General features: G+C 53.3%; 24 protein-coding genes and 1 pseudogene. 10 read left to right on the plus strand and 15 right to left on the minus strand.

The annotated features are described in order from the left end of the window. Both MVD07_RS03695 and tdh read right to left on the minus strand, forming a co-directional pair. Positions 1–318: pseudogene (locus MVD07_RS03695) on the minus strand (phenylalanine--tRNA ligase subunit alpha); the annotation flags it as partial. A gap of 87 nt (positions 319–405) precedes the next feature. Further along, positions 406–1458: an L-threonine 3-dehydrogenase gene (tdh, locus tag MVD07_RS03700; protein ID WP_297498890.1), complete on the minus strand. Its 1053-nt coding sequence runs from the start codon at positions 1456–1458 to the stop codon at positions 406–408. A gap of 224 nt (positions 1459–1682) precedes the next feature. On the opposite strand from tdh, the gene MVD07_RS03705 reads away from it, so the two are divergent. Together MVD07_RS03705 and hmgA are read left to right on the plus strand one after the other, a co-directional pair. After that, a complete protein-coding gene (locus MVD07_RS03705) occupies positions 1683–2426 on the plus strand; it encodes a MinD/ParA family protein (RefSeq protein WP_297498822.1) in 744 nt (247 codons plus the stop codon). Positions 2427–2442: 16 nt separating this feature from the next. Then, positions 2443–3666 (plus strand): hydroxymethylglutaryl-CoA reductase (NADPH), encoded by a 1224-nt coding sequence (gene hmgA / locus MVD07_RS03710; protein WP_297498825.1) that lies wholly within the window; start codon positions 2443–2445, stop codon positions 3664–3666. Here the strand turns inward: hmgA and MVD07_RS03715 are convergent. From MVD07_RS03715 to MVD07_RS03735, 5 genes are all read right to left on the minus strand, one after another. Beyond that, a complete protein-coding gene (locus MVD07_RS03715) occupies positions 3663–4277 on the minus strand; it encodes a hypothetical protein (RefSeq protein ID WP_297498829.1) in 615 nt (204 codons plus the stop codon). The genes hmgA and MVD07_RS03715 overlap by 4 nt on opposite strands. A 66-nt stretch (positions 4278–4343) precedes the next feature. After that, positions 4344–4847: a hypothetical protein gene (locus MVD07_RS03720; RefSeq protein ID WP_297498832.1), complete on the minus strand. Its 504-nt coding sequence runs from the start codon at positions 4845–4847 to the stop codon at positions 4344–4346. A gap of 30 nt (positions 4848–4877) precedes the next feature. After that, entirely contained in the window at positions 4878–6764 is a 1887-nt protein-coding gene (gene gatE, locus MVD07_RS03725) for a Glu-tRNA(Gln) amidotransferase subunit GatE (protein ID WP_297498893.1), read from the minus strand. A 5-nt stretch (positions 6765–6769) separates the two neighbouring features. After that, positions 6770–8086 carry a Glu-tRNA(Gln) amidotransferase subunit GatD gene (gene gatD, locus MVD07_RS03730; protein ID WP_297498834.1) on the minus strand — a complete coding sequence of 439 codons (1317 nt, stop codon included), beginning with the start codon at positions 8084–8086 and terminating at the stop codon, positions 6770–6772. A gap of 1 nt (position 8087) precedes the next feature. Continuing rightward, the gene (locus MVD07_RS03735) at positions 8088–8384 is read right to left on the minus strand and encodes a transcriptional regulator (protein WP_297498837.1); all 297 of its coding nucleotides are present in this window, start codon (positions 8382–8384) and stop codon (positions 8088–8090) included. 44 nt (positions 8385–8428) lie between these two features. Here MVD07_RS03735 and MVD07_RS03740 point away from each other — a divergent pair, with 44 nt between their 5' ends. From MVD07_RS03740 to MVD07_RS03765, 6 genes are all read left to right on the plus strand, one after another. After that, on the plus strand, positions 8429–9589 hold the full coding sequence (locus MVD07_RS03740) for a tRNA pseudouridine(54/55) synthase Pus10 (protein ID WP_297498840.1): 1161 nt from the start codon (positions 8429–8431) through the stop codon (positions 9587–9589). Positions 9590–9735: 146 nt separating this feature from the next. Then, the gene (locus tag MVD07_RS03745; protein ID WP_297498842.1) at positions 9736–10032 is read left to right on the plus strand and encodes a 50S ribosomal protein L21e; all 297 of its coding nucleotides are present in this window, start codon (positions 9736–9738) and stop codon (positions 10030–10032) included. Between the two features lie 2 nt (positions 10033–10034). Further along, entirely contained in the window at positions 10035–10403 is a 369-nt protein-coding gene (locus tag MVD07_RS03750) for an RNA polymerase Rpb4 family protein (protein ID WP_297498895.1), read from the plus strand. A 63-nt stretch (positions 10404–10466) separates the two neighbouring features. Further along, positions 10467–11090 carry a DUF655 domain-containing protein gene (locus tag MVD07_RS03755; RefSeq protein WP_297498844.1) on the plus strand — a complete coding sequence of 208 codons (624 nt, stop codon included), beginning with the start codon at positions 10467–10469 and terminating at the stop codon, positions 11088–11090. Further along, positions 11087–11905, plus strand: coding sequence for a 16S rRNA (adenine(1518)-N(6)/adenine(1519)-N(6))-dimethyltransferase RsmA (gene rsmA, locus MVD07_RS03760; protein ID WP_297498847.1), 819 nt, complete (start codon positions 11087–11089; stop codon positions 11903–11905). The genes MVD07_RS03755 and rsmA overlap by 4 nt, the downstream gene beginning before the upstream one ends. A 40-nt stretch (positions 11906–11945) precedes the next feature. After that, positions 11946–13691, plus strand: coding sequence for a radical SAM protein (locus tag MVD07_RS03765; RefSeq protein WP_297498849.1), 1746 nt, complete (start codon positions 11946–11948; stop codon positions 13689–13691). Here the strand turns inward: MVD07_RS03765 and MVD07_RS03770 are convergent. The 8 genes from MVD07_RS03770 to MVD07_RS03805 form a co-directional block, all read right to left on the minus strand. Then, positions 13681–14469, minus strand: coding sequence for a hypothetical protein (locus MVD07_RS03770; protein ID WP_297498852.1), 789 nt, complete (start codon positions 14467–14469; stop codon positions 13681–13683). The genes MVD07_RS03765 and MVD07_RS03770 overlap by 11 nt on opposite strands. A gap of 53 nt (positions 14470–14522) precedes the next feature. Continuing rightward, positions 14523–16379, minus strand: coding sequence for an S-layer protein (locus tag MVD07_RS03775; protein WP_297498855.1), 1857 nt, complete (start codon positions 16377–16379; stop codon positions 14523–14525). Between the two features lie 189 nt (positions 16380–16568). Beyond that, complete coding sequence (locus MVD07_RS03780; protein ID WP_297498897.1) at positions 16569–17366, minus strand: hypothetical protein; 798 nt, start codon at positions 17364–17366, stop codon at positions 16569–16571. Positions 17367–17368: 2 nt separating this feature from the next. Then, positions 17369–18418, minus strand: coding sequence for an AmmeMemoRadiSam system radical SAM enzyme (amrS, locus tag MVD07_RS03785; protein WP_297498900.1), 1050 nt, complete (start codon positions 18416–18418; stop codon positions 17369–17371). Next, a complete protein-coding gene (locus MVD07_RS03790; protein WP_297498857.1) occupies positions 18415–19161 on the minus strand; it encodes a polysaccharide deacetylase family protein in 747 nt (248 codons plus the stop codon). The genes amrS and MVD07_RS03790 overlap by 4 nt, the downstream gene beginning before the upstream one ends. Next, a complete protein-coding gene (locus MVD07_RS03795; RefSeq protein ID WP_297498859.1) occupies positions 19158–20381 on the minus strand; it encodes a glycosyltransferase family 4 protein in 1224 nt (407 codons plus the stop codon). The genes MVD07_RS03790 and MVD07_RS03795 overlap by 4 nt, the downstream gene beginning before the upstream one ends. Positions 20382–20421: 40 nt before the next feature. Further along, the gene (locus MVD07_RS03800; RefSeq protein ID WP_297498862.1) at positions 20422–21357 is read right to left on the minus strand and encodes a thiamine-phosphate kinase; all 936 of its coding nucleotides are present in this window, start codon (positions 21355–21357) and stop codon (positions 20422–20424) included. A 48-nt stretch (positions 21358–21405) separates the two neighbouring features. After that, the gene (locus MVD07_RS03805) at positions 21406–22665 is read right to left on the minus strand and encodes a TIGR00375 family protein (protein WP_297498865.1); all 1260 of its coding nucleotides are present in this window, start codon (positions 22663–22665) and stop codon (positions 21406–21408) included. Positions 22666–22880: 215 nt separating this feature from the next. Here MVD07_RS03805 and MVD07_RS03810 point away from each other — a divergent pair, with 215 nt between their 5' ends. Continuing rightward, positions 22881–23351 (plus strand): hypothetical protein, encoded by a 471-nt coding sequence (locus MVD07_RS03810; RefSeq protein ID WP_297498902.1) that lies wholly within the window; start codon positions 22881–22883, stop codon positions 23349–23351. Between the two features lie 4 nt (positions 23352–23355). Further along, positions 23356–25071: a chloride channel protein gene (locus MVD07_RS03815; RefSeq protein ID WP_297498869.1), complete on the plus strand. Its 1716-nt coding sequence runs from the start codon at positions 23356–23358 to the stop codon at positions 25069–25071. The last annotated feature ends 23 nt before the right edge of the window (positions 25072–25094 follow it).

A 25094-nucleotide genomic window follows, 5' to 3' on the forward strand; every position in this document is an offset into this window, starting at 1 on the left:
GACTATCGGCTTGAGCTCGTCATCGCTGAGAACCCCTCTGAGGTCGTCGAGAGTTGCCTTTTCCTTCTCCTTCAGAACTTTCAGAGCCCTCCACTCAGGAAGGCCTATCTCAGCATACTTCTTTCCTGTCTCGGTGAGCTTGACGACCCTTTCGCTCCTCTCGTGAAGTTTTGCCAAACCCTTCGCCTGAAGGCCGAGGACTGCCCTCATGACCGCTACCTGCTCAAGGTTTGTCTCTTTTACCAGCTCCTCAAACTTGGCCCTTTTGAACTCTCCCAGCTTTATGAGCGTGAGCCTCTCCTGGTAGCTTAGCTCCATACCCCCACCTCCGGTGGGGATGAGCGAGAGGACTTAAGAGAATTGCGGTGCCGGGAAAACTGTAAGAGGGAAAGAAAAGGAAAAACTTCAACCCTTGTGCGGGAAGAAGACGACCTTACCGGTCTTGCCCGCGCGCATCAGCTCGAAGGCTTCCTCAAACTTCTCAAAGCCCCTGTACTTGTGGGTGATTATCGGGTCGAGGTTGAGCTTTCCGCTCTGGATGAGGCTTGAGACCGTGTACCAGGTCTCCCAAAGGTGTCTTCCGGTTATGCCGTGGACCTCAAGGGCCTTGAAGATTATGAGGTTGTTGAAGTCAATGGTAACGTCCCTCGGGTAGAGTCCGAGGAGGGAGACCCTGCCACCAGGGGTTACCGCCTTAAGACCCTGCTCAAGGGCCTTAGGTGCCCCGCTGAACTCAAGGAAGACCTCGACTCCTGCGCCGTCGGTTATGTCCATTACGAACTTAACCGGGTCTTCCTCAAAGGGGTTTACAACGTAGTCTGCCCCGACCTTCTTGGCCAGCTCCCTCCTGAACTCGCTGGGTTCTGAGACTATGACGGGATAAGCCCCGCTCGCCTTGGCCACCGCTACTCCGAGGAGTCCGAGAGGGCCGGCTCCGGTTATGAGTGTGCTCCTTCCGGCTATCGGGCCGGCCAAGACAGTGTCGACTGCGTTGCCGAGGGGTTCCTGGAGGGAGGCGTACTCCGGTGGCATGTCCTTTGGATTCTTCCAGGCATTCTGGGCGGGAACGATAGCGTAGTGGGCAAACACCCCATCCATATCGACACCGAATATTTTGGTATTTTGACAGACATGATAGCGGTTGTGCCTGCAGGCGTAGCATTTGCCGCAGACTATGTGGGTTTCCGCACTTATGTAGTCGCCGGCCTTAAGGGACTCAACGCCCGGGCCGACCTCGATGACCTCACCGGCGACCTCATGCCCCATTATCTGGGGTGGTTTTATCCTGCTCTGGGCCCACTCGTTCCACTCGTAGATGTGCAGGTCGGTACCGCATATGCTGGTCGCAAGGACCTTTATGAGAACCTCGCCCGGGCCGGGCTTTGGAACGTCAACCTCGACGAGCTCGGCACCGTAGGCTGGCTTCGTCTTCATAATGGCCTGCATCTTTTCAGTCATGGGGATCATCTCCTTAACCTTACAACCGTTATCTAAATGGGGGAGTGATATAAACCTTTTGTGTTCATGATGACAGGTGTGGTGTTTCCTGACCATTCCCGTTCCACTGATGGATTATCTCTTGAAAACCTCGCCCTTTAGGACAGGGAAGAGGTCAGCCTGGGGCGTTTTAATCGGAAACCTTATATCCCCAATCACTAATCAAAACGGTAGAGGGGTATGAAATGGCAGTGATAGTCGTTACTGGACGAGGGGGTGCCGGTAAGACTACCACGACGGCCAACCTCAGCACGTACCTTGCCATGAAGGAGTATCGTGTTCTGGCCGTTGACGGCGACCTCTACCTACCCAACCTCGGTTTTCACTTCGCTCTCGACACGGTCAAATACACCGTCCACACCCTTCTCAAGAACCCCGACATTGACCCCGAGTGGGCCATCTACAAGCACAAGGAAACCGGAGTCTACGTAATGCCCGGTAGCACTCAACTCCAGGACGTCCTCGGTATATCGCCCAAGAGGCTCGTTGATATCTTGGAGAAGGTCAAGTACAAGTTCGGGGTCGTCTTTGTTGACTCGCCAACGGGTGTTCCCTTTGATACCCTCCCGACGTTTCAGGTGGCCAACTACCAGCTCATCGTTGTCGAGATAGAGCGTTCACCTATATACTCCTTCGAGACGATGGTGAAGAACGAGATCGAGAAGCTCAAGGCTTTGGGGGAGAGGTACAACCTCAACATCGGGGTCGTCCTCAACAAGGTTAGGGAGAGCGCGGACGTCGTTGACAAGATAATTGAGGCAATTGAGGACGACCTCAACGTCCCGGTTCTTGGGTGGGTTCCCTTCGATTACAACGTTCCCGAGTCGATAAACGTCGGCGTTCCAATCGTTAGGTACATGTCCAAGAGCGACGCCGCGATTGCCTTTAAAGAGGTCGGTGAAGTCCTTGAGGACTGGATGTTTGGCTGAGTCGGGGGTTGCTGAAATGGAGTTTGAAGAGCTCGTGGAAAAGGTTGCAAAGGGCGAGATAAAGCTCCATCAGGTTGAGATGTACACGGAGGATAAGAAACTCGCCACTGAAATAAGGAGGAGGGCCCTTGAGAGGAAGCTTGGAGTGAAGCTCGAAAACATAGGCCACTACTCTATAGACCCGAACCAGCTCATAGGAAGGAACATTGAGAACATGATAGGTGTCGTCCAGATACCGATGGGCGTTGCTGGGCCGCTTAAAATAAACGGTGAATACGCAAAGGGCGAATTCTACATCCCCCTTGCAACGACGGAAGGAGCACTGGTTGCCTCCGTCAACCGCGGTTGCTCCACCTTAACCGAGGCCGGTGGCGTCAAGACGACAATTGTAGACGATAAGATGACGAGGGCACCGCTCCTGAAGTGCCCCGACGCGAGGAGGGCGAGGGAAGTGGCCGAGTGGGTGAAGAACAACCTCGACTACCTACAGGAGAAAGCAGTCAGCAGGGTCACGAGGCACGGGAAGCTGATGGGAGTTAAGCCCTTCATAGTCGGCAACAACCTCTACCTCAGGTTTGAGTTTGAGACCGGTGATGCAATGGGCATGAACATGGTAACGATATCAAGCGAGGAGATAATGAAGGCCATCGAGGAGCACTTCCCGGACGTTAAGTATCTAGCTCTCTCGGGCAACCTATGCGTCGACAAGAAGCCAAACGCCACGAACTTCATCCTTGGAAGGGGTAAGACGGTCATAGCCGAGGCGGTAATCCCGAGGGAGATCGTGGAGAAGAAGCTGAAGACGACACCGGAGCTCATAGCTGAGGTCAATTACCGCAAGAATCTCGTCGGCTCGGCTCAAGCCGGTTCTTACGGCTTCAACGCTCACTTCGGGAATATAATCGGGGCGATATTCCTCGCAACGGGCCAGGATGAGGCCCAGATAACGGAGGGCTCACACGGCATTACTCTGGCCGAGGTAACGCCAGAGGGAGACCTATACGTAAGCATCACGATGCCGAGCCTTGAGATAGGAACCGTTGGCGGTGGAACGAGGGTTCCAACCCAGAGGGAGGCTCTGAGCATCATGGGCGTCGCAGGCGGGGGAGACCCTCCGGGAAGCAACGCCAAGAAGTTCGCCGAAATAGTGGCCGGTGCAGTTCTTGCTGGGGAACTTTCGCTCCTCGCAGCGATAGCGGCAAAGCACCTCGCGAAGGCCCACAAGGAGCTTGGACGTTAGGTCTTCCTACCTATTTTCACCGCCATAACGTGGACTTTTTTCTTCCTCCTCTCAAGGCTGACCCCTTTGAGCCACAGGATGGACAGGGGATATTCCAGAGTTATGAAGATCAGCGTCATCACGAGGGTACCTAAGATGATCTGGAGGAATGGGTTGAGTCCCTGGGAGAGCAACGAGCCCAGCATCCCCGAGAGGAGGCTGAGGATGAAGCTTATTTCCGAGTGCTTAGCATGCCTTTTTCCAATCTTTTCACGACAGAGGTAGGAGAGCAGAATCCTCAGACCCTCCGGCTTTTTAATCCTGAACCCTATTGTGAAGTCCTTCTTAACGTCTTTGATTTCAAAGGACCCCTTTATGAGGTAGAACGCCCTGCTGAACTCGCCTCTCAGCTCAAGAACCGTCAGGTCAGTCCCCCAGACGTCCCCGGCCAGGCTTGTTAGGGGGTAGCAGTCGGGATCCACGAGTCGGGTGTAGGAGACTCCGGCCGAGCGGAGTGCCCCCTCCACCCTTCTGGAGCAGTCGGAGAGCATCGGGCAGGTTGCCCGCATATAGTCCACGTGAAAGTCACTCCGTTTTACCCCTCTATGGATGCTTCGAATTTCCTTTATCATGGGGTATCTTTGGGAGTTCAGGTTTAAAAGCCTTAAGTCCAGCTCCCTTGGATGATGAGTTTTCTCTCACTCCGGGTGGTGAGGGGGAGCCGATACCCTGACCCTTCTCCTCTTATAGCCCTTTAGCAGGCCTCCAAGGATGCTCAGGAGAACCCCAATGAAGAGGAGTATGTTGTTCACAGTTTCAAGGGCACGGTAGTGATAGGCGGTGTATAATATCAGGAGCATGAGACCAGCTATCAAGGCACCCTTCAGGGCGGTTGTACCCTTCTCTCTGCCCACAATTTCCTCGGCAACCTTCTCAAGACCCCTCTCCCTGCTTACGAGAAACTCCTCCCCGGAAGTCCAGCCGAGCGGGACGTCCTGAAGGGGAGCTATGAGAAAAGTATCTCCAGACCGCGCGATTATCATCTCATCGCTCGTCATGGCGGTCATTAAGAGGGCGTCCCTAAGGGAAGTCCTGTCCGGGTTCAATAGGAGGGTGTAGCTCCTGAGCACCCCTTTAAGCTTTGAGAGTGTCTCGGAATCATCGGGATAGGTGTAGTGGAGCACCCGATACCTATACCTCATGGAGGAAATTTGGAGAAGGGGATAAAAAGCTTAGCTCAGCTCCTGAATCTTCTTCCTCACCAGTGTGTTCACGAGCTTACCGTCGGCCCTGCCACGAAGCTTCGCCATCGCCCTTCCCATTATCATGCCCATCGCGCCCATTCCCTTTGCCTTTATGACATCGATGTTCTGCTGAATTACCTCGTCAACAATCCTCTCAACTTCCTCCTCGCTGAGAAGCGTTAGACCCTTTTCCTCTGCAACCTGCTTCGCGGTCTTCTCCGGGTTCCTTGCGAGTTCCTTGAATATTTCCTCGAAGGCCTCTTTGGCGATCTTGCCTTTAAGGTAGAGCTCGAAGGCCCCCCTTATGTGCTCCTCGGTTACCTTCTCTATCGGAACCTCCTTCTTGAGGCCCTTGAGAACTACCACGAGGACTGAAGCGGCCAGCGATGGCTTTATGCCCTTCTTCACCAGCTCCTCGAAGAGCTCGTCGCGCTCGTCGTTGACGAGGGTCTCGGCAAGGCTTTTATCGATACTGTACTCCTTCACATAGCGCTCGACCCTCTCCTGTGGCAACTCTGGAAGGTTCGCCTTTATTCTCTCCTTGTACCCACTTGGCAGGAATATCGTGGGTATGTCGGTTTCCGGGTACATCCTGGCCTTGCCAGGGAGCGGGCGCATGTACTGGGTGTTTCCGTCCGGTAAGGCTCTTCTCGTCTCCTCCGGGACGCCTTCTAACGCTTCCTTAGCGCGCTTAACGACCTCGGCTAAGGCCTTTCTTGCTGTTTCTTCCTCCGCAGCAACGAGGACGAAGGCGTCTTTCTCACCGAGGCTAAGTTTTTCGATAACCGCGTTAACCTCTTTTTCTGTAATTCCATAATCCGGCAGTTCATCAATGTGGAAGATCCCCTTTACATACTTCTTGGCCCTGTCAGCCATCTCGGTGCCTAACCGCCTACCCGGCTGTATCTCCCTGCCTATGAGCCCCCTGAATCCCGGAAGTCTGACGGCGAGAACCTTACCGCCCTTCCTGATGGCCCTCGCTATTATCTTCGATTCAGTGTTCTGGAAAATCTCAGTCACGTCGTGGAACTCCTCCTTTACCTCCTCGGGATTTACTCCCCTCTCCCCCAGCTCATCGCGGATTTTAAGGAGGTTTACTTGCCTCTCCACTTCGCGCTCGATGATTAGCGGGATCATGTCGAGCTCCTGGACTCCCTTTATCTCTATCCTCGCACCGCCCCTGATGGAGACGTTCAGGTCCTGCCTTATCGTTCCGAGACCGCGCTTGACCTTTCTGGTTGCCCTTAAAGCGTCGCCTATGTACTTCGCTACAACCTTAGCCTGCTCCGGGTGGTGTATGTCCGGGGTGGTGCTTATCTCCACTAGGGGAATTCCCAGGCGGTCGAGGCGGTAGATTACCTCCTTCTCCTTCCTCTCAACGATTCTGCAGGCGTCTTCCTCAAGGCATATGGTTGGGATTCCAACGCTCCCCCAAGGCGTGTCAACCTTTCCGTTCATCGCTATTATCGCCGTCCTCTGGAAGCCCGAAACATTAGAGCCGTCTATCACGATCTTACGCATGAAGTGGACTTCATCGACCGGCTTGGCGTTGAGGAGGTAGGCTATCTGGAGGGAAACCTCAAGGGCCTCTCTATCGGGTCCCCTCGGCGGTTCTTCGTCTATGTAAACCAGATCCGTCAGCTCGTAGTTGCCCTCGTAGATGTACTTCCTCCCCTTCTTGAACTCTTCCAGAGCGGCTGGATCTATTTCGCCCATCTCGCTCATCGTTGGCCTTAGGCGCCTCTCAAAGATGAAATCAACCTTTTCATTTAGCTCGCTGGGAACAGGCGAGAAGAGCTTCTTCGTATCGAGCTGTCTGTGAATCTCAAGGCCGACCTTGAGACCGAGCTTTTCATAATTGAACTTTTCGGTCATCCTCATCACCTCAGGAAGGTGTCGAACCTCGTGTAGGGTGTTATCTCGCCGGCGTAGTTGGTGAGCATCATCTTACTCACCTCCTCGGGGTCATCAGTATGGCCGAGAACCCACATCAGCTTGACGTAGGCCGTCTCCGGGAGCATATCCTCACAGGGTATCGCTCCAGCCCTGAGGAGCTTCCTGCCGTTGGAGTAGACGTTGAGGTTGACCCTGCCGTAGAGGCACTGGCTCGTGACGCATACTGCGACACCTTCCTGTACTGCCCTCTCCACGTGCGGTATGAAGTCCTGGGAGACGTGGCCGAGGCCGGTCCCCTCTATGACAACACCCTTGTAGCCCCTATCAACAAGAAAGTCGAGTATCTCACCACTAACTCCGGGATAGGCCTTAAGGATCGCGACCTTCTCCTCCATCCTGTCGTCAACCCCTACTTCTCCTTCGCCCCTCCTCCTGTAGTCGTCTCTGAGGAGCTCTATCCTATCCTTCCAGATTTTGGCTATCGGGACGTCGTTTATGCTCCTGAACGCATCGCGCCTGCTCGTGTGCATCTTCCTTACCTTCGTTCCACGGTGTGCTAAGCAGTAGGTGTCGCTCGTCTCGCCGTGCATCACCACCATTACCTCGGCAACGTCACTCGTAGCCATCCTGACCGCGCAGGTGAGGTTCATGGCTGAATCACTGCTCGGCCTGTCTGAGCTCCTCTGGGCTCCAACGAGGACGACCGGCTTGGTAAGGTTTCCCAGCATGAAGCTTAATGCTGAGGCCGTGTAGCCCATCGTGTCGGTTCCGTGGGCTATAACAACTCCGTCCTCGCCGGAGTTGAGGGCCTTTGCAACTTCGTGGGCTATCCTTTTCCAGTAAGCGGGCTTCATGTCCTCGCTGAGGATGTTCATGATGAGCTTCGGCGTCACGTTGGCCATCTCGAATATCTCCGGAACAGCCTTGGCGAGCTCTTCAGCCGTGAAAGCCGGGTGGACTGCTCCTGTCTTGTAGTCTACCCTGCTCGCTATTGTCCCACCTGTTCCGAGGATTGTGACGTTCGGTAAGCCTTCCTTCCTTGGGAGAACCTCCTGGAAAGCCATCCTCGGTCTCTTGGCGGCCTTCTCAAGAACCTCGACCTTCTCGATTGCGTCGATAAGGATTCCGATGTTGTAGCCGTTGTCGAGCTTTATCGTCAGCGTTTCCCCCGGGGAAAGCTCGTAGGGCGGCATTACGAGGCCCTCAAAGGCCAAAAGCTCGTTCCCTTCCCATTTCAGTATTCTAACCAAATCCCCAACCCCAAGGTTGTGTTTCCTCATGAACTCCTCAACCTTTCTCATATCAGCCCCTCCTTTCAATCTTAAACCTCGGTTCCTCTATCCACTCGCTCTTGCACCTCGGACAGCGTGAGGGTACCTTTATCTCCGGCTTAAAGCGGAAGCCACACTTCCTGCACTCGGCAGGCTTTATCAGTAAGACTTTGCCCTCCCGTTTGAGCGTCTTCTGGATGGCCCTGAGCTCGTCGAGGACAAGCTTTTTTGAACCCCTCCCCCTTAACCCAAGTGCCTGTGCCAGCTCGCTCGGTGAGTAGTCCCTTTCCTCCAAAAGGCTTATTATCCTCTGCCTTCGAGTCATCATCGCTCGGAGTAGGGGGAGGCCGATAAAAGGTTTAGGGTGGGACGATGATAGTCGAGAGGGCTGATGAGGTTCTGGAGAAATACGGGCTATGCGACCATTGCCTTGGGAGGCTCTTTGCCCGGCTTGGAAAGGGAACGAACGAGGAGAGGGGGAAGGCTATACGCTTCGTCCTCAACATGGAGAGAGCTTCTCAGGGTCTTCCCCCTCTGGAGGAGCCGGAAAGGTGCGAGCTGTGTGGCAACGTCTTTGAAAGGATTCCTGAGCTCGTTGAGAAGATGATTGAAGGCTCCGGGGAAATTGAATTCGAGACCTTCAGGATCGGCTCCCGTTTTCCCGATGAGGTCATCGAGAAGGAGAGGACAATCTGGGAAGAGTTTGGCATAGGCACAGCCGAGCCGATAAACCGCGAGTTCAACCGTGAGCTTGGAAAGGCCTTCAGCAGGGAAACGGGGAAGGAGGCCTTGATCAATTCGGATGTGGTGTTCATAGTCGAGCCCTACTCCGGTAAAATTGAACTCCAGATAAACCCGATCTATGTTTACGGCCGTTACAGAAAGCTGGTGAGGGGAATCCCCCAGACGCCCCTTCCGGACTTCGAGGAGAGCGTAGCCTCGATAATCTGCCGGACTTTCTCGAAGGCCTTCGGCGGAAAGTGCATTTTCAAAGGCGCTGGAAGGGAGGACGTGGACGTTCGCATGCTCGGCAGCGGGAGGCCCTTTGTGGTTGAGATAAAGGGGCCAAAGCGGAGAAGGGTAAACCTTAAGGAGATATCTAGGGAGATAGACGTGAGCGGCAAAGTTGAAGTTACAGGCCTTCGTTTCATCTCCGCGAAGGAAGCCGAGGAAGTCCTCACGAAGAGCCACCGGAAGGAATACCTCGCGCTTGTTCTGGTCGAGGGGAGTGTCACGCCGGAGGAAGCTGAGGACGTCGCGAGAAAGCTTAGAGGCTTAGAAATCCGCCAGAGAACGCCTTGGCGTGTAAGGAAGGTTAGGGCCGACAAAGTTAGGGTTAAGAGGGTTTATGAAACTGAGGCCAGGTGGATCGATGATAAACACTTCGAGCTGCGCCTCGTCACCGACGGCGGTCTCTACATAAAGGAACTCATCTCCGGGGATAAGGGCAGAACGAAACCGAGTGTGAGCGATTTGCTCGGAAAGAAAGCCTGGTGCGAGAGGCTCGATGTCCTGAACATCCTTGAGGACTAGTTGGAAAGATTTATAAATCCCGCGTAGAGGCTTTTAGTGATTCCCAGGGGGTTAGTCCTGAGCCTAAACGGAGTGAAGAAGATGCCCCCGGCTGAAAAGTTTAAAGTTCCGTTTGGTTAGTGTTGAAACTCTGAGAGGTGATTGGTATGGTTCAAAAGGCGCACAGCTTTAGGAGGAAGACGCGCGGGAAGCTCAGCAAGCACCCGAGAAAGAAGGGCCTGCCGCCGCTCACCCGCTTCCTTCAGGAGTTTGAGGTCGGCCAGAAGGTTCACATAGTCATAGAACCCAGCTACCACAAGGGAATGCCTGACCCGAGGTTCCACGGAAGAACCGGGACGGTAGTTGGGAAGCGTGGAGACGCCTACGTGGTAGAGATCAAGGACGGCGGGAAGATCAAGACGTTCTTCATCCACCCGGTTCATCTAAGGCCCCAGAAGGGATGACCATGATAGGCAGGAAGAAGCTCGAGGAGAGGTTCATCACAATAGCGGAGGCCAGGGAGCTCCTCGAGCGCAGGAGAGCCGAGGGGATGGAGGAGAACCCTGAGGAGCCCATGTTCTACGAGGCAAAGATAAGCCTCGAACACGCGGAGAAGTTCTCAAAGCTTCCGCCCGAGAAGGCGATGGAGCTCAAGGAGAGACTGATCGGCCTCTTCGAGTGGCTCGACGAGAGGCTTGCGGCTAAGATAGTGGATATAATGCCCGGAGACTACTTCGACATCCGTGTGATCTTCGCGAAGGAGAGCTACATGCCGGGCAGGGAGGAAGCCGAGGAGATAATAAAGCTTCTCGACGAGTACCGGTCCCTCGACTGATTTCTTCTTTTCTTGAGGAAAGTATAAAAACTTCAGGCCGGAATAGTTTCTGGGGGAGAGAGTATGGATAGGTACAGGAAGCATTCCTACCGCGAAAGTATTGAGAAGAAGAGGAGGAACGTAGAGTACGAGGAATATGCCTACGTTCTTGACTACCTTCCTGATGGCTATTACGTTGACCTCATGAGTGGTCGCAGAACCGGAAAGCCCGTTGCTCAGGTTATCGGCGAGAAGGTCTTTACACTTCTCGAAGTTACTCCAAAGGTTGACCTCATGCTCTACGAGAGAGTCTTCGTTGGTAAGGGGGACCGGGACAAGATACTCCTCATAAACAAGAAGCTTTCCTATGATGAGCTCACCGATACGGCCAAGGCCGAGCTTCCCTACGTTGTCGAGGAGATAGTTAAGAACAATGAGGAGCGCTTCGTCCAGTTTTTCAACGTTGCCCCTCCGATAACCAACAGGCTCCACAGCCTTGAGCTCCTCCCAGGGATAGGGAAGAAGCACATGTGGGAGATTATAGAGGAGCGCCAGAGGGAGCCGTTCAAGAGCTTTGAAGACCTGAGAAAGCGCGTCAAGGGCCTTCCCGATCCGATAAAGATGATAACCAAGCGCATAGTGGATGAGCTCCAGGATAAGGATCGCTACAAACTCTTCGTTGGGCACAGGAGGATATTCCGTCTATGAGGGATATGCTTTTCTCCCTTATTTACAAATACAACCTCAAGCCAAACCGCGACCTCGGGCAGAACTTTCTCATAGTACCTGATATAATAGAGAGGAACGTTGAAAGGGCAGAACTGAGTGAAAAGGATGTAGTCCTTGAAATCGGGCCGGGCCTTGGGGTTCTCACCGACGCCCTCTCGGAGCGAGCCGGGAAGGTGTATGCAATAGAAAAAGACACCCGACTCGTTGAGATCCTTAGGAATGAATACGAGTGGCCCAACGTGGAGCTCATCCAGGGAGACGCACTCAGGGTTGAGTGGCCACCTTTCAACAAGATGATCTCCAACCTCCCCTATCAGATATCCTCCCCCGTGACGTTTAAGCTACTTAAGCAGGAGTTCGAGAGGGCAGTCCTCATATACCAGCTTGAGTTCGCCCAGAGGATGGTTGCGGAGCCGGGGGATAAGAACTACTCCCGCCTTTCCCTCATGATCAGGGCGAAGGCCAACGCCGAGCTGGTCGAGCGCATTGGAAAGCGTGCCTTCTGGCCGATACCAAAGGTTGACTCTGCCGTTGTCCTTCTGGAGCCAAAGCCACTCTCTGAAAGGATAGAGCTGAACGAAAACCTCGTCAGGGCACTTTTCCAGCACAGGAGGAGCACAGTCAGCTCGGCCCTGAAGAAGTCGGTCCACATGCTCGGCCTCGGGAGGGAGGAGGCTAAAGCCTTGAGGGTTTTCCTGAACTCCGTACCCCTCGCCGGGAAGAGGGTTTTCCAGCTGTCCCCCGAGGATGTCTTTGAGATACAACTCTACCTCTCCAAGAGGGGGATTCTATGAGTTCGCCACATTTTTAAACCGAACCCCATGAGGGTGGAACATGATAGTTGCCCTCATTGACGGCTACACCGACGAGCCAGCAGGCCTGGGTGTTCCCCCCTACCTCGGAATCTACCCTCGGTACGCCTATGGGGCAATAAAGAAGGCCCGAAAGGACGCAAAGGTCTTCTACCTCACCATAGACGACCTCAGGGCCACTTTTGAGGGTGAGAGGGGAATTGCCACGAAGAACAAGACACCGAACTTCCCAAAGGCTGGGAGGATTCTGGGTAGAGCCGAGGTAATAATCTACATCGGTGGCCTCCACACCCCTGGAAAGTACCTCTCTGCAGTCCCCTCTCAGGTCGAGGAGATAGCGAAGTTCATAAAAGACTATAAGGCCGAGAAAATCCTAGGTGGACCGGCATTCATGGGCTCTGCCCACGCCGGTGGAACTAAGATAGCCTCCCGCGAGCTTTCGCTGGCTCATTCTGCTTTTGACCACGTCGTTTACGGTGATTTAGAGGCGTTTCTCTTCGACTACTTTAGCAACCCGAAGGATGCAGATCCGTTTCGCTTCAGGGACTACACCGAGCTGAGGGACTATGCAATCCTCGGTGCCGAGGTCGTTGAGCAGTTTCCAGGTTTTCCGAGCTTTGTCATAGTTGAGATTGAAACACAAAGGGGCTGTCCGAAGGCGATGGGCATAGGTGGTTGCTCCTTCTGCACAGAACCGGTTCGCTATAGAGCTGTAGAGGACAGGCCTGCTGAAGACGTTGTTGCTGAGGTTAAAACCCTCTACGATCTGGGAGTGAGGCACTTCAGGATTGGGAGGCAGAGCTGCATCTTCTCTTATATGGCGAAGCCGAACGGAAGGGTCCCGATTCCCAATCAGGAGGCAATAGAAAGGCTCTTTACTGGCATACGCTCAGTTGCTCCCGATGTTAAGACCCTCCACGTGGACAACGCTAATCCAGCGGTAATAGCAAACTATCCCGAGGAGAGCGTTAGAATAGCCAAGACCCTCATCAAGTACGGAACACCGGGAAACGTGGTAGCTTTTGGCCTTGAAAGTGCAGACCCGAAGGTTGCCAAACTAAACAACCTCAATGCCACAGCGGAGGAAACCTACGAGGCCGTGAAGATACTCAACGAAGTCGGCGGGAGAAGGGGCTACAACGGTATGCCCTGGCTCCTACCGGGGATAAACATAATCTTTGGTCTTCCTGGGGAGACGAAGAAGAGCTACGAGCTGACCTTTCAGTTCCTGAAGAGGCTCCTGGATGATGGTCTGATGGTGAGGAGGATAAACATCCGGCAGGTGGTGGTCTTTCCAGGGACACCGCTATGGCACATGAGGAACAAGGTTAAGACCGAGAGGCACAAAAGGTTAATCCAGCACTACAAGTACAAGATAAGACACGAGATTGACCTGCCGATGCTTAAGCGAGTCGTCCCGGTGGGGACGGTTCTAAGGGATGTCCGCGCGGAGGTCTTCGACAGCGGTCTCATCTACGGCAGGCAGATGGGGAGCTACCCTCTCGCAGTTGGCATCCCAAAGGAAGTGCCGCTGAATCACTTTTATGACGTTCTGATAGTGGATCACGGCTTCAGGAGCATAACCGGAATCCCAGTTCCGATAAACGTGAACCGCGAAAGCCCCAAAGTCCTTCAGCTGATTCCGGGCATAGGAAAGAGGAGGGTCGTTAAAATCTTGGCAAAGAGACCCTTCAGGAGCGAGGAGGAGTTTTTCTCACTCCTTAGGGAAGATAAAAGAAAAATGCTCGAAGGGAAGATCACCCTGTGATTTGAACAGTCTTCGTGTTGTTGCCCTGTGGCCACTTGAAGCCGATGATGTTCTCTATCAGAACGACTTCTGCCCTGAGGGTTGCATCGCTTGTCCCCTCGATTACGAGGAGCCCCTTCCTGGGCGCAAAGACACAGTTGCACTTTGCTCCCTCAGCGGGGCCTATGAGCAGAACCGCGAGGTTCTTCTCGTTTCCAAGACTACCCATGCCAATACTAAGCTTGGTTATGAAGCTGAGGTAAGCTATTTGGTGCCTCATCTGGGTCTGCTGATAAGCGTACTGCCTCGCGCTCGCGTTGTCATACCCCATATCCTTTGCTTTTATGTAGTAGTTGGCGGAGAATATCGCCGAGGTGAGGGCAGAGACTTCAGCTGCCACGGCGGTTCTCATCTGGCAGTTCCCGGGATAGGCTTCGGGGTTGGTCTTGCACTCCTGGACGGATGGGGATCCTATAACTATCGTAAAGCGGTTGTAGAAGCTCCTCAAAGTGAGATTGAGGTCAACTTCAGGACTGCCAGTGATGTAGCTCTTCAGAGTAACGTTGAAGACCTTTGACCCTGGAGGTAATTTTTTTCCACCGGCTAGCGCGCTGGCGTAGTTCTCCGAAGTTAGGACATAGAACTGGCCATCGTGGTATATCACGACATAGTTTGATGTCCCCTTGGGTTTCCCGGGGTTGAGAACGGAGTCAAAGTTCTTGTAGGCGTAGGCAACGTATGCAATTGGAGCCAGAATAATTAGTGCCACTAAGGTCAGTGCTAGAACCCTTCTGTTCACCCCTAAAACCTCCTGAGAGGTGAGAAAATGTTAAGGAAAGGGTAAGAAAGAGCTCACTCCTTGGCGAGCTCGGCGAGGTACTGCATGAGGGCCTCGGCTGCGATCCTAGTCTGGTTCCTGGTGGCACCGGCGACTATGACTGCGCCGTAGTTGCCGAAGGCGTTTGGAATGTACTCAACGTTGCCTGGGCTGTTGTACCAGTTAACCTTGCTCTTGCCCTCGTCGACGAGGTACTTGGTAACGCTGTTGGCGACCGGACCACCAACGAGGATGAGGTTGCTGCCTGGGTTGCTGACGTTAACCTCGAAGTCCATAACAGTTATCGGCTCGGTAACGGGCTTGATGACGATGTTGTTGGCGTAGATGGCCTCAACGGTGTAGCTGCTGTCCGGCAGGGTGTCGCCGACCTTGAGCTCCTTCTCAATTATCTTACCCTGCTTCTCCTTGAGGCAGATGTAGGCGTAAGCAACTATGAACTTCTTGTTCTTGGGTGCCTTCACAAAGTCGTCAGCGGCCGGGTTGTAGTATTCGTCGTAGCCCTTTTGCACGTACTTGTACATGAGGTTGTAGGCACCGAAGATGTCGATCGGGTTGCCCTCAAGCTTCTCGTTGTTGATGAGAGTTATGTTTGAGATGTAGTAGACGCCGTTGCTCTGGTAGGTGCTGATGGTTGCGTTCCAGCCAGCTGCCGGGTGGAAGTTGGCGCTTGTGTACTTCTCAATGTCATAGACGTAGTAGATGTTGGCCATGATGGTGTTGTCGATACCGACGAAGGTGCTCTTGAGGTCAAGCATGAGGCCGGCTTCGGGAACCTGCGTGGTGCCCCAGACGAGCTGTCCGCTGCTGTCGTAGTAGATGTAGACCGGGGTGTTCTGGTTAAGCATGGCGGTAACCTGCTGGCCGTTGGTGGTGTCGGTGACGAGGACTATGGCGGTGTTCTGGTTGAGACTTATGTCCTGGACGGTGACGTTCCACCTGTCGCCGATCATCTTTGGCTGGCGAAGCTTGAACCAGTCTGGATCATTGGCACCAACGTATCCAACGGTGAAGCTGCCGTTGCCAACCTCGTAGACGTGGTAGCTCTTGCCGAAGACCGTGAAGTCTTCACCGGCGCTAACACCTGGAAGGACGACGCTGTTTATGGTTCCGCCCATGGCAGCGACCTCTTCCTTGTCGCCGATTGCAGTGTAGGTAACATTCTTAGTGACGGTCTCGGTACCCCACTCTGGTGAGCCAAGGGTCTGGGTCACTGTCTCGGTGTAGCTGTAGTTGTAGAGGACATAGTCAACGAAGATGCTCATCTGGCCGACGGGGACAACGAGGTCAGCCTGCTCGGGCGGAGCGGCCTGGGTCCAGTTCTGAGGCTTGATGGCCTTGAGCTCAACCTTGTTTATGTTTATGTGCCAGTCAACGCTGTACTTTCCAACGCTGTCCTTACCCTTAAGGGTGACCGGAACGCTGAATCCGCTCTCCCACTGGGTATAGTTGGCGGTGTAGGCGGCTCCGTTCCACCAGTAGTTGTCCGGGAGCCCGGTGTAGTTGGTGGCCCAGCTGGTGATGTTGTTTATCCCGTGGTCCTGGGTGATTGTGGTGTAGTTGTAAGCGTAAATCGTCCACTTGGCGGCGTTGGCCGGGGGTATAACCTCCTTAACCGTAACGTATGCGTTCTGGGCTTTGACCTGCTCCGTGGTGTAGAGCAGGCTTCCAAGGGCGACGGCTATATCGGCGGCACTGGCAACGTCCATGGCGGCAGCATTGCTTCCAACGACGATTTTAACGTTCGGGGTTCCATTGCTGTTGACAAAGAAGCTCTTCGGAATGTTCGGAACGGTGGTAGCACTGGCAAAGCCAATGGTTGCGCCAATCATTGCGGCACCAACTGCGAGTGCCGCGATCTTCTTTACCTTCATTTCACAACACCTCCTGGGTTGTTGGGCTAAAGCCCTGACTAAAGTGCTGTCAGTCTAACTCTGTCCCCAAAGGGTATATATACTTTTCGCTTTCAGACCCTTTCTCGGGCCGAAAAAAGCTCGCTTATTGCCGTAAAAATTAAAGGGGGCTTAATTAAATGCCTATACCCAATTCGCCTTTTGCCGATATTATCCCTGGGAGAGCAGTTTCTTCTTGAGTGGTCTGGTGACCAGCTCGTTGACGAAACCGCCTAGGTCGGTAAGCGAGTTCTGAAGTTCGTTGGCGGTTACGTCGATTATCTCTGGCTCAACTATGGAGATTGCAATGGGGGCGTATTTGGCCGTCAGCTGGAACATCACGTCGAAGGTGGAGAGTAGTTCTGCAGCGAGGAGGCCCTTAAACCCTTCCCCGGTCGTTTCGCCCCGCAGGACCAGGCTGTTTATTCTGCACCCCTCAAGAGTGAAAGCTTTGGCCATGACCTCTTTAACACCATTTTCATCCTTTCCAGTGACCTCAATGACGAAGCGGTAGCGTATGTTCCTATCGTCCGTTATGAACTCCTCTATCTCATCCCTTGAGTAGCCCATTCTGGGTATGGGTATCTCGGAGAGGTCGGGGTATGCAGCGAGGCTACCGTACCTGTTCATGAGCTTCCCCATGACGAGCGAGACCTCGCCAAGGACTTTTACAAGGTCTTCTCCCTTTATCTCAATCTTCCCCGGCGAGACGACCTCAACAATGGCCGGTCCGTACTTGAGAACCGCCTTCACTATCTCCTGAAACCCGCCGGAGACCCTGACTTCAACAACCCCCGAATACTTAAGGAGCTCGTCCTCTGCCTCTATGATGTCCTCCACGTGGATGTCCTTCACTTCCACGAGCTCCTCATTCTGGAGCTCATTCTTTATTTCCTCCAAGGCGTTTTCTAAAGCTTTCTTGTCGTTGGAAAGCCCCTCAATGTAAAAGATAGCCTCAATTCTTTCCATGTTCACCACCACATTCCACTATAGCGCTTTTTCTGGTAGGTACCCACTATCGGAATTTCCTCACCGCAGTATTCGCATTTCCCACCTGGGGTCACGTGGTACTCGGTTATCTCAAAGCCCCAGCGTACTATCACGGGTCTCCCACATCTGGGACAGTAAGTGTTCTCACCCGGGTGACCGGGCACGTTGCCTATGTAGACGAACTTCAGGCCTTCTTCTTTTGCAACGCGGTAGGCCATGTCCATTGTCTCAAGCGGTGTTGGGGGGAGGTGGGTAAGCTTGTAGTGCGGGAAGAAGCGGGAGAAGTGAACCGGCGTGTCGTCGCCGAGCTCTTCAGCCACCCAGCGGGCGAAGGCGCGTATCTCTTCCTCCCTATCGTTGAGCGTCGGGATTATCAGATAGGTCAGCTCGACGTGAATTCCGAATTCCTTCTTGGCTATCACAGCGGTTCTCCTGCTCGGCTCTCCGCTCGGGACACTTACTATTTTCATGTAAAATTCGTCGTTGAAGGCCTTTATGTCGATGTTCATCGCATCTATGTAGGGAGCGAGCTCTCTGAAGGGCTCCTCGTTGATGTAGCCGTTGGTTATGAGAAGGTTATAGAGCCCTTCTTTTTTCGCGAGCTCTGCCGTCTCAAGAACGAATTCGTACCAGATGACTGGCTCGTTGTAGGTGTAGGCTATGCTCTCACAGCCGTAGCGCTTCGCCATCCTGACGACCATTTCCGGGGTCATATCATGTAGGTATGGAAAGCTCTCATCTGCTTGGCTTATCTCCCAGTTCTGACAGTGCTTGCAGTGCATGTTGCATCCTACCGTGCTTATGGAGAAGGCGCACGAACCCGGCCAGAAGTGGAAGAGGGGCTTTTTCTCCACGGGGTCGGCTCCAACGGAGGAAACCTTGCCGTAGTTGAGGGTGTAAAGCTTTCCACCTATGTTCTTCCTTATCCTGCACGAACCCCTCTTGCCCTCGTTGATGATGCAGTTGAGGGGACAGAGCTTACAGCGAACCCTCCCGTCTCTGAGGGACTCCCACCACATAGCTTCCCTCATGTCTCCCACCGCTCTGAGTTGGAGCCCTTACGTTTAAGCTTTTGGTATTCTGGGTAGAACTCGGACATTCTCATAAACTTCGCCCTTCCTTTATAATAGTCTATCAACAGGCCGAGGAGCTCAAGGGCCTTTCTTCCCGTGTTGAACTTGCAGTCCCACCTTACCTTCTCCCCCTGCATGGGGACGAACTCCCAAGGGTGGGCAAAGTAGACCCTAGGTTCCTTAAGTCGGGAGTGGATTATTTTCTGCAGTCCCCAGGGGAGCCTTATAACCGAGCTCGTCGTTGAGGTCGGCACCTCAAGAACGTTCCCGAAGAACCTCACACCGGAGCGGTAGCCCTTATAAGTGGCCCTGGAAGAGTCGATGAGCACCCCGTTCCTCTCAAGGACTCGGTAGTAGTAATCAGGGAACTGAAGGTTGGGGGCCCTGAAGGACGTGACATCCCCGAACTCCCTGAGAACTCTTAAGGACTTCTCAATGGCCTGCGTTCCCTCCTCCCTGCTCAGCCTGTCCAGCCTTTCGTGGTTGTAGTTGTGGCTTCCCAGCTCGTGTCCTTCATCGATCACGCGCTTCACAAGGTGGGGAAAACGTTTTGCCATCTCGGCCGTGAAAAAGAAAGTTGCCTTCACTCCCTTCTCCTCAAGGAGGTCTAGTATCCTCGGGAGGCCTTCCTCCATGCCCTTCGTTGTCGTTAGGTACGGGGGGCAGTCGTGCTCAACGTCGAATGTTATTGCAACCATCATCCTATCTCCCTCACCAACTTGTAGAGCAGGTACTTCCTGTCGAATTCATCTGCCCTTTTAAGGGTGTTTCTGTAAACGTGGAGGATCCTCTTAAGTATGCTTCTCCATGAAAAGCACTTCACGGCCCTTTCCCTCCCAGCGATGCCCATCTTTTTAATGAGTTCGTAATTTTCAAGCAGGAGGGCAAGTCTCTCCGCGAGTTCGTCCTCGCTCCCGGCGAGGTATCCGGTAAGGCCGTCTATCACCATGTCCGAGAGACCGCTTTCTCTTCTGCCCACTATGGCTCTGCCGGAGGCCATTGCCTCAAGCCCCACCACCGGAAAAGCCTCAAGGACACCGGGCATCAGGACTATGTCAGAGGCCCAGTAGAGCTCCTTCAGTTTTTCGCGCGGGAGAAAGCCAAAGAGTGACGTTATTTCACCGATTCCCGTCTCTCTTAGGTTTTCTTCAAACTCCGGCCTTTTATCCCCCTCCCCAACCGCCACAAAGTGAACCCTCTTCTTTTCTATCCCCGTCAGTTCAATGGCCCGCTTTATAACGAAGGGTAGCCTGTGGGCCATCTTTCTGCCGGTCATTCTGCCGACGTAAAAGAGGACTATCTCGTCCCTCAATCCGAACCTCTTCCTTACTTGCATGCGCTCTTCCTCTTCAGGGGGTCTCCAAGTCTCGGTGTCTATTCCATTGGGAATAACTGCTATGGGTCTCTCTTTTCTGAGGTCGCCGATGAGCTCTGTCGTGTCCCTTGCCACGGGCGTGCTGACCGCTATAAAGTGGTCGACCCTCTTCAGGCTCCTCCTGAGCTCCCATCTAACGAAGCTGGCCATTGGAGGGCTGCCAAAGAACGAGTGGTTGGTAGCGACCACGGGTACGTCCCTTACCCCCCTTGAGACGTTGGCTACCGCTATTGCGAGGGGGGAGTATATGCTGTGGATGTGGGTTATGTCAAAGGGAACGCTCTTGTAGAACTCATTTATCCTGACGAGCTGGGTCGGGCTGAGGCTTATGTGGTGCTTCTTTACGTAGAACATTGCCGGGAACCTCTTTATTGGGTAGGGGAAGCTCCCGTCATAGGGTTGCATATACCTGTAATCGTGGGTTATCACATAAGGCTCATGGCCGGCCTTCAGCAGGTTGCGAGCCAGCTCATCTATATGAGTCTCTATTCCACCAACCTTTGGGTAGAACCAATCCGAGGCCAGCGCTATTCTAAGGCTCCTCATTTCTCCTCGCTCCGGCGATTACTACTAGGATTTAATAATGTTATCGGAGCAACTTTCTATCAAAGTGCTCCCAGCCGAGGGGGGGAAGTGGCTTCCCGTCGATGTAGACACCGCTTCCCTCAAAAACCCTCCCGATGACCGAAAACTTGAAGTCCAGGCAGGAGGCCTTTTCCTGCTCAACGGTAAAGACGAGCTCAAACTCCTCACCGCTTGAGAGGGCGAGCTCAACCGGATCCCTCCCGAGGAGTTCAGCAACCTCAACGACATCATCCCCTATGGGAAGTTTTTCAGAGCTGAGCTCTATCTTAACACCACTCATCTCAGCGAGGAGGTGGAGCTCCTTGGCGAGGCCATCGCTTACGTCTATTGCCGAGTTTGCGATTCCACCGAGCTTTACACCCTCGATGACCCTTGCCTTCGGTTCCAGGAACTTCTTGTAGAGGCTCTTACGGGTCTTTCCGGGAACCTCAAGGCCCTCCCTCCATACAAGGTAGCCAGCTACGGCCCTCCCCAAATCACCGGTAACGCACACCAGGTCGCCGGGCCTTGCCCCCGAGCGGGTGAGCAACCTTTCAGTGATGCCAAGGGCGACGCCGTCTATTATCAGGTCGTCCGCCTCGTTCGTGTCGGCGCTGAGGACTGGAACTCCGTAGAACTCAAGTCCCTTCTCAATTCCTTCTGCAATGCCCTCAAGGTAGTCCCTCTCCACATCCCAGGGAACGCCGAGGGAGAAGAGGAATCCCATCGGTTTGGCCCCCATCGCTGCCACGTCGCTCACGTTCATTGTCACTGCCTTAAAGCCGACCTGCTCCGGCGTCATTATATCTGGAACGTCGGTCTTTCCCACGAGCATGTCGTTGGTCGCTACCAGCCATTCATCGCCGAACCTTACCGCCCCGGCGTCGTCGCCAAGGGGCAAATCTCCCTCTTTCCATAGGTGTTTTAGGAAGAGCTCAATTATTTCCGGTTCCCTCAAGGTTTCACCTCCCAGGGCAGTATTATCTTACCAGTCATATTCAGCAACTTACCTAACTACTAAAAACTCGGTTATGCTCCTCTGTCTCGGCTTCTCCTCCTCTGGAAGCTCGACCTCAATGCTCTCTAGCTCTTCGATGCTCGCCTTTTTAATTTCCTCGGGCAGTCTTATCTCGCCGTACTTTCCACCGCCACCGGGAATTATTATGAGTCTCTCGTTCCTGTAGGCCCATACAGCCTTGGCAACCTCTTCGTGAACCTCCGCCAGAGCCTCAACCGGAACGTCAACGAGAACCCTTATCTCGCTCCCGAACTCCTTCAAAAAGCGCTCCCAGACAGCCCTCACGGCCTTCGTCTCAACACCCTTTCCGATGACCATCGCTATTATCTCCGCGAGGGGCGCGAGGTGAATGTAGGGGGGCCTGTCCTTTGGCTTCTCATCAGTATCCGCCAGCTCCAGGATCCTATCGCGGACACCCTTCTTTATCCTCCCGCCGCACTTCGGGCACTTCCAGTGATAGGCCATCGCCTCCTCAAGGCTGTATTTAGTGTAACACCTCGAGCATGCCGTCATGTGGTACTTACCCAGACGAGGGTCGAGGCCGGCGTTGAGGACGATTTTCCTTCCACCGCGCTTCAGAATAGCTTTCCTGATTTCCTCGAAAGTAACCTCCTCAACTTCGAAGCGGTTGAACTCCCTCCCCAAGCGGTGGAGCATTGGCGAGTGGGCATCGCTGTTGCTGAGGTAGGTGAGCTTATGATGGGCCTTTATCCTGTCGGCCATCTCTGAGTCAGCTGAAAGCCCCAGCTCAAGGAAGTGGATTCTTGCACTTCCGTAAGCTTCTCTAAGCGAGTTGTACTCCTTGTAGAGGCTCGTCCATGGAGTAAAGGCGTGGGCCGGCCCTATTAAAACGTCCAGCTCGTTGGCCAAATCCGCTATCTCGCCAGCCGAGAGATTCAGGTGCGGCCTTCCTTCCGTCTCGATGTCGCTCGAATAGGGCTTCAGCCGTTCCCTCATCTCGCGGACGGATTTTATGCCTGGAAAGATCAGGACGTGGTGAACCCTTCTATTGTCTTCGACCTCCGTCGTGAGGAGGAACCTGATTCCATTCCTCTCGTAGGTTCCCTCACCGACCTTTTTGGCGTATTTTAGGAGCTCCTCCTCCCACTTCGGGTTCAGTATATCCCCGGTTCCGACGAGGCCGAGTCCTTTGAAGCGCGCGTTCTCCGCCAGGTTTGAAATCGTCATGGCCTTTGAGACCGCCTTCGAATAGTGCGAGTGAATGTGAAGGTCTGCATCAACCTGCATGGAACCACCTCGCTGGGCTTTTGGGGACGTGAATTTTCTGAACATCCCAACGCTGATCACTTCAACGGCCTTCCCCCGCTGACAACGGAAAAGCAGAGGGTCATCAGCGAGTGAGATCAAGGTTCCTTCCCTAATGGAAAGACCCCCTCGAGCATTTACGGCGGGGGATACTTAAGCTTTTATACCCAGCTTTTCAATGGATAGCGGTGAATGCTATGAAGGTTGAAGGGTTCGTTGCTTCGCTCAGGAACGCCGAAACCATTGGCGAGCTGTTCAAGATACTTGCTGAGAATGGGGCCCCCGTGGTTGAGCTCGACGGCCAGAGGTTTCTGATAGTCGTTGAGGGCGACTTCGAGGGAAGAAAGTTCTGGACCGAGATAAACGGTGAGAGGGCAAACCAGGCCCTCGGCGATGCCATGCTCAACTCATCAAGCTTTCCGTTCAAGTGCAAGAGACCCTACACCGGCGGAAACATCATCTTCGTGAACTTCGATGACATCGAGGTCGAGCGCTTTTTGGTTGCCTATCGCGATCCTGAGTACGGGACATTCTACCTCGTTGAAAACGGCAAGGTGAAGGAAGTAGCCGGAGAAGAATACAAGAGACTGATTCCCGAGATGCCCGAATTTAAGATAAAGTCAATGAGTGATGAGCAGATGGACATGATGGGAGCGTTCTTCGGTTGAGACTATGAACGCAGAGTGGAACCTTAGAAGATACATTGAAAAATGGCTCATACTCCTTGGTATTTCCGCAATAGCAGGCTTAGTTGGGGGTTTAGGCGCGCTGGTCTTTAGATTAATGATAGAGTACTTTTATACCCTCTTTTTTGTCCGCGTCCTTCCCGCCCTCTCGTATAATGTGAAGGGGATAAACCTTGGATACGCTCTTCTTCCCGTTTTAGGTGCATTCATCATAGCACCAATGGTGAGGTGGTATCCCGAGCTCAGGGGAAACGGTGTCCCTGAGGTGATCGAGGGCATCATCTTCAGAAACGAAAAAATAGGTGCGAAACTTGCCCTTCTGAAAACCATTGCAACGGCAATTTCTATCGGTTCTGGAGCTCCTCTGGGCCGTGAGGGACCGGCTGCATTCATCGGAGCGGCTCTTGACTCTGCTTTAGCGGAGAGGCTTCCCAGGCCTCAGGCGAGGAAGCTTATAATGACCTGCGGTCTGGCCGCTGGAATAGCCGGAACCTTCAATACGCCCCTTGCAGGAGCCATGTTTGCCCTTGAAGTCATCTATATGGGGGCAATAACGATAAACCTTGTTCCCATCTTTGTATCCGCGATAATAGGGAACGCCATAACTTTGGTGACCCTCCACAATCCAGCGCGCTTTCCGGTTCTGAACCCAAACATCAGCGTCCTCGCCGGTATCCCGCTGTATTTCCTTCTCGGGATCGTCCTTGGTCTCATTGGTTATGCCTATACTAGAGCCCTTTACATAGCAACGGATTTCTTTGATGTATTCTCCAAAAGGTATCCTTTTGAGCTCCGCCTCCTTCTCGGGGCCATTGGGATAGGCTTAATAGGAATGCTCCTGCCGCATGATGGAATATTTGGAATAGGTTTTGATGGCATAAAGGATGCCCTGCTGGGTAAGTTCACGCTCCAAATGCTTGTTATTTTGGCCCTTGCAAAGATGACGACGACACTGTTGGCCATAAGCTCTGGTTTTTCGGGAGGAATTTTTGCCCCCAGTCTGTTTATCGGGACAATGGCGGGGTCGGCCTTTGGGCTAGTTGTCTCCCACTTTGTACCTGCAAACGTGGAGGCATACGCTTTAGCCGGGATGGCAGGGTTTTTCTCTGCGACAACTCAGGCCCCCCTAACGCAGATAATAATGATAACCGAGATGTCCGGAAGTTACGCATATTCTCCCGCCGTTGCCTTGGTTTCGATCGTTGCTTTTCTAACGGCGAGGGCTTTCTTTAGGGGCTCATCGGTATATACCATTAAACTTGAGCGGAAGGGTATTAAAATCAAGACTGGAAGGCCTTTAATCCTCGAAACAATAGCTATCCCTGAAATAATGAGTACAAATGTTGTTAGGATCAACGCCAAGAGGCCTCTGATGGAAGTTGAGAGGATAATAGCCTCAACTGGACACGATTTTGTACCGGTTGTTGACAGTGAAGGGAAAGTTGTGGGGATAATAGGCGTTCCGGACATACTGGGAAAATCAACAGCACTCAAAAAACTTCCCGTTGAGAGGTTTATGAGACGGAGCTTTGCCGTTGCAACACCGAAAGAGACTGCCCAAGATGCACTCGAAAAAATTCTAATGAACGACCAGAACCTTCTTCCCGTTGTCGATGAAAGGGGTAGGCTAATTGGGGTCGTTACTAAAAAGGACATCTACCGTGCTTATTATTACGCAATTGAAGGCGTCTATCTGTGGTAAGTGGGTTAATACAAAAGATAAAA

Origin of the sequence: Thermococcus sp. (genome assembly GCF_027008145.1) — an archaeon.
In the GTDB taxonomy this organism is placed as follows: domain Archaea; phylum Methanobacteriota_B; class Thermococci; order Thermococcales; family Thermococcaceae; genus Thermococcus.